At 59.5% G+C, this 11,121-nt stretch carries 10 protein-coding genes and 1 tRNA gene; all 11 read left to right on the forward strand.

Annotated elements, in window-relative coordinates:
* Positions 1-176: 176 nt before the first annotated feature.
* The 11 genes from tuf to rpoB all read left to right on the forward strand — a co-directional run bounded on the left by tuf (position 177) and on the right by rpoB (position 10,944).
* A complete protein-coding gene (gene tuf / locus V8P77_RS23940) occupies positions 177-1,352 on the forward strand; it encodes an elongation factor Tu (RefSeq protein WP_012757012.1) in 1,176 nt (391 codons plus the stop codon).
* A gap of 202 nt (positions 1,353-1,554) precedes the next feature.
* Complete coding sequence (locus tag V8P77_RS23945; protein WP_003547509.1) at positions 1,555-1,689, forward strand: hypothetical protein; 135 nt, start codon at positions 1,555-1,557, stop codon at positions 1,687-1,689.
* A 171-nt stretch (positions 1,690-1,860) separates the two neighbouring features.
* A complete protein-coding gene (locus V8P77_RS23950) occupies positions 1,861-2,754 on the forward strand; it encodes an NAD-dependent epimerase/dehydratase family protein (RefSeq protein ID WP_335914536.1) in 894 nt (297 codons plus the stop codon).
* A 168-nt stretch (positions 2,755-2,922) separates the two neighbouring features.
* Positions 2,923-2,998: transfer RNA gene (locus tag V8P77_RS23955), tRNA-Trp, on the forward strand.
* Between the two features lie 195 nt (positions 2,999-3,193).
* On the forward strand, positions 3,194-3,394 hold the full coding sequence (gene secE, locus V8P77_RS23960; RefSeq protein WP_003547514.1) for a preprotein translocase subunit SecE: 201 nt from the start codon (positions 3,194-3,196) through the stop codon (positions 3,392-3,394).
* Positions 3,395-3,411: 17 nt separating this feature from the next.
* Positions 3,412-3,942 carry a transcription termination/antitermination protein NusG gene (gene nusG / locus V8P77_RS23965; protein ID WP_003547516.1) on the forward strand — a complete coding sequence of 177 codons (531 nt, stop codon included), beginning with the start codon at positions 3,412-3,414 and terminating at the stop codon, positions 3,940-3,942.
* Positions 3,943-4,118: 176 nt separating this feature from the next.
* Positions 4,119-4,550, forward strand: a complete 432-nt coding sequence (rplK, locus tag V8P77_RS23970; protein WP_003547518.1) for a 50S ribosomal protein L11 — start codon at positions 4,119-4,121, stop codon at positions 4,548-4,550.
* A gap of 4 nt (positions 4,551-4,554) precedes the next feature.
* Positions 4,555-5,256 carry a 50S ribosomal protein L1 gene (gene rplA / locus V8P77_RS23975; RefSeq protein ID WP_003547520.1) on the forward strand — a complete coding sequence of 234 codons (702 nt, stop codon included), beginning with the start codon at positions 4,555-4,557 and terminating at the stop codon, positions 5,254-5,256.
* 327 nt (positions 5,257-5,583) lie between these two features.
* On the forward strand, positions 5,584-6,102 hold the full coding sequence (rplJ, locus tag V8P77_RS23980) for a 50S ribosomal protein L10 (RefSeq protein ID WP_003547522.1): 519 nt from the start codon (positions 5,584-5,586) through the stop codon (positions 6,100-6,102).
* A 58-nt stretch (positions 6,103-6,160) separates the two neighbouring features.
* The gene (rplL, locus tag V8P77_RS23985; RefSeq protein ID WP_025394140.1) at positions 6,161-6,541 is read left to right on the forward strand and encodes a 50S ribosomal protein L7/L12; all 381 of its coding nucleotides are present in this window, start codon (positions 6,161-6,163) and stop codon (positions 6,539-6,541) included.
* Between the two features lie 263 nt (positions 6,542-6,804).
* Positions 6,805-10,944 carry a DNA-directed RNA polymerase subunit beta gene (gene rpoB / locus V8P77_RS23990; RefSeq protein ID WP_028744174.1) on the forward strand — a complete coding sequence of 1,380 codons (4,140 nt, stop codon included), beginning with the start codon at positions 6,805-6,807 and terminating at the stop codon, positions 10,942-10,944.
* Positions 10,945-11,121 lie beyond the last annotated feature (177 nt).

The raw sequence follows: 11,121 nt of genomic DNA on the forward strand, positions 1-11,121 counted from the left end.
ATTTTCGAGGGGGCTTTGGCGAATCGCCTTGCAGGCGGCGAATTGTCTCCCATATGCGCTGTCAGGCCAAGTTTGGCGTCTGCAATTAAGTCTTGCGCAATGTCGCCGAAAGCCTTAAACGGCGGCACTAAACCGGTTCGCCGGGGCCACCATTTTCGTTCACAGGAAGCATTCAAATGGGAAAGAGTAAGTTTGAGCGCAACAAGCCGCACGTCAACATTGGCACGATTGGCCACGTTGACCACGGTAAGACGTCTCTGACGGCAGCGATCACGAAGTACTTCGGTGAGTACAAGGCGTACGATCAGATCGACGCGGCTCCGGAAGAAAAGGCGCGTGGCATCACGATTTCGACGGCCCACGTTGAATACGAGACGCCGGCCCGCCACTACGCCCACGTCGACTGCCCCGGCCACGCCGACTACGTCAAGAACATGATCACCGGTGCTGCCCAGATGGACGGCGCGATCCTGGTGTGCTCGGCTGCCGACGGCCCGATGCCGCAGACGCGCGAACACATTCTGCTCGCCCGCCAGGTCGGCGTTCCGGCGATCGTGGTGTTCCTGAACAAGGTTGACCAGGTTGACGACGCCGAGCTTCTCGAGCTGGTCGAGCTCGAAGTGCGCGAACTGCTGTCGTCCTACGACTTCCCGGGCGACGATATCCCGATCGTCAAGGGTTCGGCGCTGGCTGCTCTCGAAGATTCGGACAAGAAGATCGGCGAGGATTCGATCCGCGAACTGATGGCCGCTGTCGACGCCTACATTCCGACGCCTGAGCGTCCGATCAACCTGCCGTTCCTGCTGCCGATCGAAGACGTGTTCTCGATCTCTGGCCGCGGCACGGTTGTGACCGGCCGCGTCGAGCGTGGCATCGTCAAGGTTGGCGAAGAAGTCGAGATCGTCGGCATCCGCCCGACGACGAAGACGACGGTGACCGGCGTTGAAATGTTCCGCAAGCTGCTCGATCAGGGCCAGGCTGGCGACAACATCGGCGCGCTGATCCGCGGCGTCACCCGTGATGGTGTTGAGCGTGGCCAGATTCTGTGCAAGCCGGGTTCGGTCAAGCCGCACAAGAAGTTCATGGCAGAAGCCTACATCCTGACGAAGGAAGAGGGTGGCCGTCATACGCCGTTCTTCACCAACTACCGTCCGCAGTTCTACTTCCGCACGACCGACGTGACGGGCATCGTGACGCTGCCGGAAGGCACGGAGATGGTGATGCCGGGCGACAACGTCACGGTATCGGTCGAGCTGATCGTTCCGATCGCAATGGAAGAAAAGCTGCGCTTCGCGATCCGCGAGGGCGGCCGCACCGTCGGCGCCGGTATCGTCGCGTCGATCGTCGAGTAACTTTCGAGTTATCCGCAATTATGAAGACCCCGCTGGAAACAGCGGGGTTTTTCATTTTCATGGCTTCCTGTAGGTTTAACAGGTGTTGTAAAAATATCGTTAAATTGGCCTGTCACAGTATTTTGTTCATCTCACGTTCAGAAACCGGTTTGTGATTGGACCATTGTAGTCCAGACTCCTTCTTGCAAAGAGGAGAGCCCGGATGATTCCAAAGGCCACATTCGCTGCGACGATATTCGCGATGTATGTTTTCACGATGTTTTTCATCGCTGCAATTCCGCAAGAAGTAGTTCAGTCTGCCGTCGTGCAGATTGGCGAGGTAAGTGTCGTCAAGTGACGACCTTTGCCGAGCATCGCAGGGTTCTGCGGTGATCGGAAATAATCGGCCAGGTGCTCCCGGATAGGATGCTCCTGGCGACGCGGGGGTGAACCCTTGCGGGACGCTCGCTTGCTCTTCGCGCGGAAGCGTCTATCTATGCCTCCGATTTCATGACGCGGAGGATATTCCATGAAGAGACGTATTCTATTCACCGGCGGTTCGGGCAAGGCAGGTCGCCATGCGGTGCCGTGGCTCGTCAATGCCGGCTACGAGGTTCACAACCTCGATCTCGTGCCGCTGGATAGCCCCGGCGTCACCAATCTCATCGCCGACATCACCGATAGCGGTCAGGTCTTCAACGCGCTCTCGATGCATCGCGATTTTCCCGATCTCGACGCGGGCAGGGGCGTGCAGCCCTCCGACGCCGTCGTGCATTTCGCCGCCATCCCGCGCATCCTGATCAAGCCCGATAACGAAACCTTCCGCATCAACACGATGGGCACCTATAATGTCATCGAGGCGGCGGTGAAGCTCGGCATCCGGAAGATCATCGTCGCATCGAGCGAGACGACTTACGGCGTCTGCTTTGCCGAAGGCCATCGCGATTTCCACCAGTTCCCGCTGGAGGAGGATTATGACGTCAATCCGATGGATTCCTACGGCCTTTCGAAGGTGGTCAACGAAAAGACGGCGCGCGCCTTTGCCGAACGTTCGGGCTTCGACATCTATGCGTTGCGCATCGGCAACGTCATCGAGCCTGACGAGTACGAGAAGTTTCCGACTTATTTCGCCAATCCCGAGATGCGCAAGCGTATCGCCTGGAGCTATATCGACGCCCGCGACCTCGGGCAGATCTGCCATCTCTGCATCGAGAAGGACGGTCTCGGCTACCAGGTCTTCAACGCTGCCAACGACACCGTCTCTGCCAATACGCCATCGAAAGAGCTTGCGAAGCGATTCTTTCCGAACGTGCCCTTCACCCGCGAGATCGGCGAATATGAGGGCCTGCTCTCCAACCGCAAGATCCGCGAGGTGCTGGGTTTTAAGGAAGAACACGATTGGCGGAAATATGTGAAGGTCTGAACGGACCGTGGTTCCGCGATTGAAAGGCCGATCGCTCGCATATCAGGAGAATGGCTTTGAAAATCGAAAATCGTGCTTGCCAATCCCGTGCCGTCGTCTTAAAGGGAGCGCCATGCTTTTCAGCAGCGATTTGCGGGCCTTGGCCCTGGCGCTGAATGATCGGTATGAAGGGGTATAGCTCAGTTGGTAGAGCGGCGGTCTCCAAAACCGCAGGTCGTAGGTTCGAGCCCTACTGCCCCTGCCATTTTCCTTGATGCGGGACAGCGCGGACATGCTCGCGGCATTTCCGGTCGGGGATTGATTGGTGGTAAGTAATTTCGTTAAACTTCGGTTTCCCCCTTGTGTATTCGGAAATCGGTGTTTATTTAGGGTTCAACAGACACGCGGTGCGTGGGGCTGATAGTTTCAGCTTTACGCGCCGTAATTGCGTGGGCAGTCGATGGCATCAAAATCCAATCCGTTTGCGTTTCTGCAGCAGGTTCGCTCCGAGACGTCGAAAGTTACATGGCCGTCGCGCCGCGAGACCATGATCTCGACGGTCATGGTGCTGGTGATGGTGGTTTTCGCCGCGCTGTTTTTCTTTGCCGCTGACCAACTGATCGGCTGGGCTCTGAGCTTCGTGCTGAATACCGGCAACTGATACGGGTGGAAATGAAAATGGCGGCACGTTGGTACATCGTCCACGCATATTCAAATTTTGAAAAGAAGGTGGCTGAAGACATCGAGAACAAGGCTCGCCAGAAGGGGCTTGAGCATCTGTTCGAGAAGATCCTCGTGCCGACTGAAAAGGTGGTGGAAGTGCGTCGCGGCCGCAAGGTCGATTCCGAGCGTAAGTTTTTCCCGGGCTATGTCATGGTTCGTGCCAATCTGACCGACGAAGCCTACCATCTGATCAAGAATACGCCGAAGGTCACAGGTTTCCTCGGCTCCGACAATAAGCCCGTTCCGATTCCGGATTATGAAGCCGAGCGCATTCTCGGTCAGGTCCAGGAAGGTGTCGAGCGGCCGAAGGCCTCCATTACCTTCGAGATCGGCGAGCAGGTCCGCGTTTCCGACGGCCCGTTCGCGTCGTTCAACGGCACGGTTCAGGATGTGGACGAAGAACGTTCGCGCCTGAAGGTGGAAGTGTCGATCTTCGGCCGCGCAACGCCGGTCGAGCTGGAATACGCTCAGGTCGAGAAGGTCTGATTGCAGAAACTGGAAGCTGGCCCTTGCGGCCTGTTTCCTGCGGTCGTTGTCCGCACCCGCGTGGAAGGTGAGGGGTCTTAGCCGGACCCTAAGGATCCGCACCACGCAACCGCAGCCGCCGGAGAGATCCGGCATCACGGGCCGGGCGACCGGCCGTTCATGAAAGGCAGAGAGATATGGCTAAGAAAGTTGCAGGCCAGCTCAAGCTTCAGGTCAAGGCAGGATCGGCAAACCCGTCCCCGCCGATTGGTCCGGCGCTTGGTCAGCGTGGCATTAACATCATGGAATTCTGCAAGGCGTTCAATGCCGCCACGCAGGAAATGGAAAAGGGTATGCCGATTCCGGTCGTCATCACCTATTACCAGGACAAGTCCTTCACCTTCGCGATGAAGCAGCCGCCGGTCAGCTACTGGCTGAAGAAGGAAGCGAAGATCACGTCCGGTTCCAAGACGCCCGGCAAGGGCGCCAAGGCCGGCTCCCTCACCAAGGCTCAGATCAAGTCGATCGCAGAAGCCAAGATGAAGGATCTGAACGCAGCGGATATCGAAGGTGCAATGGCGATGATCGAGGGCTCTGCCCGCGCCATGGGCCTGGAAGTGGTGGGTTAAGATCATGGCTGGTAAGCGCACGCAGAAGATCAACGAAGGTGTTGATCCCACCAAGCTCTACGCTCTGACCCTGGCCATCGGCATGGTCAAGGAACGGGCTGTCGCCAAGTTCGACGAAACCATCGAAGTCTCGATGAACCTCGGCGTCGACCCGCGCCATGCGGACCAGATGGTTCGCGGCGTCGTCAACCTGCCGAACGGCACGGGCCGCACGGTTCGCGTCGCCGTCTTCGCTCGTGGCGCCAAGGCTGACGAAGCCAAGGCCGCCGGTGCCGATATCGTCGGCGCCGAAGACCTCGTCGAAATCGTCCAGGGCGGCAAGATCGAATTCGATCGCTGCATCGCCACCCCCGACATGATGCCGCTCGTCGGCCGTCTCGGTAAGGTTCTCGGTCCGCGCGGCATGATGCCGAACCCGAAGGTCGGCACAGTCACCATGGACGTCGCCGGAGCCGTCAAGGCTTCCAAGGGCGGCGCTGTCGAGTTCCGCGTCGAGAAGGCTGGCATCGTCCATGCCGGTATCGGCAAGGCCTCATTCGACGCCAAGGCTCTGGAAGAAAACATCCGCGCCTTTGCTGACGCCGTCATCAAGGCGAAGCCGGCTGGCGCCAAGGGCAACTACGTCAAGCGCGTGGCGATTTCCTCGACCATGGGCCCGGGCGTCAAGATCGAGCCCGGCTCGGTCACCGGTGCTCCGGCTGCGTAAGTTTATGGCCGGGCGTTAAGTCCGGCGACTGAATTTCCGGCCTCGCAAGGGGCCGGAATATTCCGGAGAAATCCGGAATCCTGTCCGAGATTGCAGGTGGTTTTCCCTTAATCACTGTGCCTGCATGAGACGGGTAAGACCCGAATTGCAAGAAGTTCGCTTCTAGGAACTCGGTTCGAGCCTTGGATGCCTTGTGCCTCTTTAGCCTTAATTGGCGCGAGAGCGCGGGGGGACAGGATCCTCAAGCGTCGCTTGGGATCTCTCATGATCCCAGGAGGCAAAAGGCAACCGGCGGGCCCATTCGGTCCCGCCAACTGGAGATAGGCAGTGGAAAGAGCGGAAAAACGCGAATTCGTCACGGAACTGAACGAAGTCTTCAAGGCTTCGGGCTCAGTTGTCGTGGCCCACTATGCTGGTGCCACAGTCGCGCAGATGAACGATTTTCGTTCGAAGATGCGCGCAGCTGGCGGTACCGTCAAAGTCGCGAAGAACCGCCTGGCCAAGATTGCCCTTCAGGGTACGGAAGCGGAAGGGATGTCCAATCTCTTCAAGGGTCAGACGCTGATTGCATACAGCACCGATCCGATCACCGCTCCGAAGGTCGTCATGGATTTCGCCAAGACCAATGACAAGATCATTGTTCTGGGCGGCGCCATGGGAACAACCACGCTCAACGCCGATGCAGTCAAGTCGCTTGCGACCCTGCCTTCGCTCGATGAGCTGCGTGCGAAGCTGCTGGGCATGATCCAGACACCGGCTACCCGCATCGCGGGGGTTGTTGCAGCACCGGCAAGCCAGCTTGCCCGCGTGTTTGCGGCCTACGCCAAGAAGGACGAAGCCGCGTAAGGCGGTTTTTCGCTGTTTATAATCAACCGGTTCGAACCGAACAAAAGGAACTAGTAAAATGGCTGATCTCGCAAAGATCGTTGACGACCTCTCCTCGCTGACCGTTCTGGAAGCTGCAGAACTGTCGAAGCTTCTCGAAGAAAAGTGGGGCGTTTCCGCTGCTGCTCCGGTAGCTGTTGCTGCCGCTGCCGGCGGTGCTGGCGCTGCTGCTGTCGTTGAAGAAGAAAAGACCGAGTTCGACGTCATCCTCACGGATGTCGGCGCCAACAAGATCAACGTCATCAAGGAAGTCCGCGCCATCACTGGTCTCGGCCTCAAGGAAGCCAAGGATCTCGTTGAAGCCGCTCCGAAGGCTGTCAAGGAAGGCGTCAACAAGGCTGAAGCCGCTGACATCAAGAAGAAGCTTGAAGACGCTGGCGCCAAGGCCGACGTCAAGTAATCTTGAACTGCTTTTGGGAGGCAGTATCTCTACTGCCTCCCATTTGCCGTTTTTCTGAACGAATTACCCAAAAGCCGCGTCGAAACGGCTTTTGGGTAATGGGTTCTTCAAAAGGATGGTCTCGCACCGAGGGCAGCACAGCAATCCGAGCTGAGCGTTTTCTGGGGTCGGACGAGATTGAACTACTCATTGATTGACGGGATCGACTGGCCATCGGTTCCCGTCCGTTGCAGGCCCGGGTGCAAGATTTTGAAGGAGCGACGATGGCTCAGACCCTTTCGTTCAACGGTCGCAGGCGCGTACGCAAGTTTTTTGGTAAGATCCCCGAAGTCGCAGAAATGCCGAACCTCATCGAGGTTCAGAAGGCGTCCTACGACCAGTTTCTGATGGTTGAAGAGCCGAAGGGCGGCCGACCCGACGAGGGTCTTCAGGCCGTCTTCAAGTCGGTTTTCCCGATCACCGATTTCTCCGGCGCATCCATGCTGGAATTCGTATCCTACGAGTTCGAACCGCCGAAGTTCGACGTTGACGAATGCCGTCAGCGCGACCTGACCTATGCTGCACCCCTGAAGGTGACGCTGCGCCTCATCGTGTTCGATATCGACGAGGATACCGGCGCGAAGTCGATCAAGGACATCAAGGAACAGTCCGTTTACATGGGCGACATGCCGCTCATGACCAACAACGGCACGTTCATCGTCAACGGCACCGAGCGCGTCATCGTCTCCCAGATGCACCGTTCGCCGGGCGTCTTCTTCGACCACGACAAGGGCAAGAGCCATTCGTCCGGCAAACTGCTCTTTGCTGCGCGCGTCATCCCCTATCGCGGTTCCTGGCTCGATATCGAATTCGACGCCAAGGACATCGTCTACGCTCGTATCGACCGCCGCCGCAAGATCCCTGTCACGTCGCTGCTGATGGCTCTCGGCATGGACGGCGAGGAAATCCTCGACACCTTCTACACGAAGTCGCTCTACAAGCGCGACGGCGAAGGCTGGCGCATTCCCTTCAAGCCGGAAACGCTGAAGGGTGCCAAGGCGATCACCGAGATGGTCGACGCCGATACCGGCGAAGTCGTCGTCGAAGCCGGCAAGAAGCTGACCCCGCGCCTGCTGCGCACGCTGTCCGACAAGGGTCTGAAGGCCCTCAAGGCGGCCGACGACGATCTGTACGGCAACTACCTCGCCGGCGACATCGTCAACTACTCGACGGGTGAGATCTACCTCGAAGCCGGCGACGAAATCGACGAGAAGACGCTTGGCATCATCCTGGCGAACGGCTTCGACGAAATCCCGGTTCTCGGCATCGATCACATCAATGTCGGCGCCTATATCCGCAACACGCTGACAGCCGACAAGAACGAGAACCGTCAGGACGCTCTGTTCGACATCTACCGCGTCATGCGTCCGGGTGAGCCGCCGACGATGGAATCGGCCGAAGCCATGTTCAACTCGCTGTTCTTCGATGCGGAGCGTTACGACCTCTCCGCCGTCGGCCGCGTCAAGATGAACATGCGCCTCGACCTGACCGTCGAAGACACCGTCCGCATCCTGCGCAAGGACGACATCCTGGCCGTGGTCAGGATGCTGGTCGAACTGCGCGACGGCAAGGGCGAGATCGACGACATCGACAACCTCGGCAACCGTCGCGTCCGTTCGGTCGGCGAGCTGATGGAAAACCAGTACCGTCTCGGCCTGCTGCGCATGGAGCGCGCGATCAAGGAACGCATGTCCTCGATCGAGATCGACACGGTCATGCCGCAGGATCTGATCAACGCCAAGCCGGCAGCCGCTGCCGTGCGCGAATTCTTCGGTTCCTCGCAGCTCTCGCAGTTCATGGACCAGGTCAACCCGCTCTCGGAAATCACCCACAAGCGCCGTCTTTCGGCTCTTGGCCCGGGCGGTCTGACCCGTGAGCGCGCCGGCTTCGAAGTCCGCGACGTGCATCCGACCCACTATGGCCGCATTTGCCCGATCGAAACGCCGGAAGGCCCGAACATCGGTCTCATCAACTCGCTTGCGACCTTTGCCCGCGTCAACAAGTACGGCTTCATCGAAAGCCCGTACCGCCGCATCGTCGACGGCAAGGTGACGAGCGACGTGCTCTACCTCTCCGCCATGGAAGAGGCGAAGTATTACGTCGCCCAGGCCAACGCCGAGATGAACGCCGACGGTTCCTTCGTCGACGAATTCGTCGTCTGCCGTCATGCCGGCGAAGTCATGCTCGCCCCGCGCGACAGCATGAACCTGATGGACGTCTCGCCGAAGCAGGTCGTTTCGGTCGCAGCCGCGCTCATCCCGTTCCTGGAAAACGACGACGCCAACCGCGCGCTCATGGGCTCGAACATGCAGCGTCAGGCAGTGCCGCTGTTGCGTGCCGAAGCTCCGTTCGTCGGGACCGGCATGGAGCCGGTCGTAGCCCGTGACTCCGGTGCCGCCATCGGTGCTCGCCGCGGCGGCGTGGTCGACCAGGTTGACGCGACGCGTATCGTTATCCGCGCCACGGAAGACCTCGAAGCCGGCAAGTCCGGCGTCGATATCTACCGCCTGCAGAAGTTCCAGCGTTCGAACCAGAACACCTGCGTCAACCAGCGCCCGCTGGTCACTGTCGGTGACGAGGTCAACCGCGGCGACATCCTCGCCGACGGCCCGTCGACCGATCTCGGCGACCTGGCGCTCGGCCGCAACGCACTCGTCGCGTTCATGCCCTGGAACGGCTACAACTACGAAGACTCGATCCTGCTCTCCGAGCGTATCGTTGCCGACGACGTGTTCACCTCCATCCACATCGAGGAATTCGAAGTGATGGCGCGCGACACCAAGCTTGGTCCTGAGGAAATCACCCGCGATATTCCGAACGTTTCGGAAGAAGCGCTGAAGAACCTCGACGAAGCCGGCATCGTCTATATCGGCGCCGAAGTTCAGCCGGGCGATATCCTCGTCGGCAAGATCACGCCGAAGGGCGAAAGCCCGATGACGCCGGAAGAAAAGCTTCTGCGCGCCATCTTCGGCGAAAAGGCCTCCGACGTGCGCGACACTTCCATGCGCATGCCGCCCGGCACCTACGGCACCATCGTCGAAGTCCGCGTCTTCAACCGCCACGGCGTTGAAAAAGACGAGCGCGCGATGGCGATCGAGCGCGAAGAGATCGAGCGTCTGGCAAAGGACCGTGACGACGAGCAGGCGATCCTCGACCGTAACGTCTACGGCCGTCTGATCGAGATGCTGCGCGGCCAGGCCTCTATTGCCGGCCCGAAGGGCTTCAAGAAGGGCAGCGAGCTGTCGAACGCCGTCGTCTCCGAATATCCCCGCTCGCAGTGGTGGATGTTCGCGGTCGAAGACGAAAAGGTCCAGAGCGAGCTCGAAGCGCTCCGCGGTCAGTACGACGAATCCAAGTCGCGCCTCGAACAGCGCTTCATGGACAAGGTCGAAAAGGTACAGCGCGGCGATGAAATGCCCCCTGGCGTCATGAAGATGGTCAAGGTCTTCGTCGCCGTAAAGCGCAAGATCCAGCCGGGCGACAAGATGGCCGGCCGTCACGGGAACAAGGGCGTCGTCTCGCGCATTGTGCCAGTGGAGGACATGCCGTTCCTCGAAGACGGCACGCATGTCGACGTCGTTCTGAACCCGCTCGGCGTGCCGTCGCGCATGAACGTCGGCCAGATCCTGGAAACCCATCTGGGTTGGGCTTGCGCCGGCATGGGTCGTCAGATCGGCGAACTGATCGACGCATACAAGGCCAATGGCAACATTGAGCCGCTGCGCAAGACCATCGGCGATGTCGTCGGAGACGGCCCCAAGGCCGAACAGGTCCACGAGTTCGACGATGACTCGGTTCTGCGTCTCGCCGACCAGTGGAAGCGCGGCGTTTCGATTGCGACGCCTGTTTTCGACGGCGCGAACGAAGCCGACGTCAACGACATGCTGCGTCTGGCAGGTCTCAAGGATAGCGGTCAGTCGACGCTCTATGACGGCCGTACCGGCGAGCAGTTCGACCGCCAGGTGACGGTGGGCTACATCTACATGCTGAAGCTCAACCACCTGGTCGACGACAAGATCCATGCTCGTTCGATCGGTCCTTACTCGCTCGTGACCCAGCAGCCGCTGGGCGGCAAGGCGCAGTTCGGCGGCCAGCGCTTCGGCGAAATGGAAGTCTGGGCGCTCGAAGCATACGGCGCGGCCTACACGCTGCAGGAAATGCTGACGGTGAAGTCGGACGACGTCGCCGGCCGCACCAAGGTCTACGAAGCCATCGTCCGAGGAGACGACACGTTCGAAGCCGGTATTCCGGAAAGCTTCAACGTTCTCGTCAAGGAAATGCGCTCGCTGGGCCTCAGCGTCGAGCTCGAGAACACCAAGCTTGACGAGGCGCAGGCAGCTCAGCTGCCCGACGCGGCCGAGTAAGCACTTGATAGGGCGTGCGCTGCCAATGCGGCGCACGCCGGTCCCACCGGGCGCCGTATCCGTGTCGGCCCGGAAGGGAAGTTTCGCCGCATCCAGCGGTTATTCTCGTTTAAGCGAGGGAGGCGGCTCCCGGGAATTTGCCGCCGACCATCGCATTTTGAGGGCGCTTTAGCCCAT

Origin of the sequence: Rhizobium aouanii, assembly GCF_037002925.1 — a bacterium.
GTDB lineage: Bacteria > Pseudomonadota > Alphaproteobacteria > Rhizobiales > Rhizobiaceae > Rhizobium > Rhizobium aouanii.

Excerpts from the sequence above, each read along its gene's own strand:
- tuf (WP_012757012.1), top strand. The coding sequence starts at position 177 with ATGGGAAAGAGTAAGTTTGAGCGCAACAAGCCGCACGTCAACATTGGC.
- V8P77_RS23945 (WP_003547509.1), top strand. The coding sequence starts at position 1,555 with ATGATTCCAAAGGCCACATTCGCTGCGACGATATTCGCGATGTATGTT.
- V8P77_RS23950 (WP_335914536.1), top strand. The coding sequence starts at position 1,861 with ATGAAGAGACGTATTCTATTCACCGGCGGTTCGGGCAAGGCAGGTCGC.
- secE (WP_003547514.1), top strand. The coding sequence starts at position 3,194 with ATGGCATCAAAATCCAATCCGTTTGCGTTTCTGCAGCAGGTTCGCTCC.
- nusG (WP_003547516.1), top strand. The coding sequence starts at position 3,412 with ATGGCGGCACGTTGGTACATCGTCCACGCATATTCAAATTTTGAAAAG.
- rplK (WP_003547518.1), top strand. The coding sequence starts at position 4,119 with ATGGCTAAGAAAGTTGCAGGCCAGCTCAAGCTTCAGGTCAAGGCAGGA.
- rplA (WP_003547520.1), top strand. The coding sequence starts at position 4,555 with ATGGCTGGTAAGCGCACGCAGAAGATCAACGAAGGTGTTGATCCCACC.
- rplL (WP_025394140.1), top strand. The coding sequence starts at position 6,161 with ATGGCTGATCTCGCAAAGATCGTTGACGACCTCTCCTCGCTGACCGTT.
- rpoB (WP_028744174.1), top strand. The coding sequence starts at position 6,805 with ATGGCTCAGACCCTTTCGTTCAACGGTCGCAGGCGCGTACGCAAGTTT.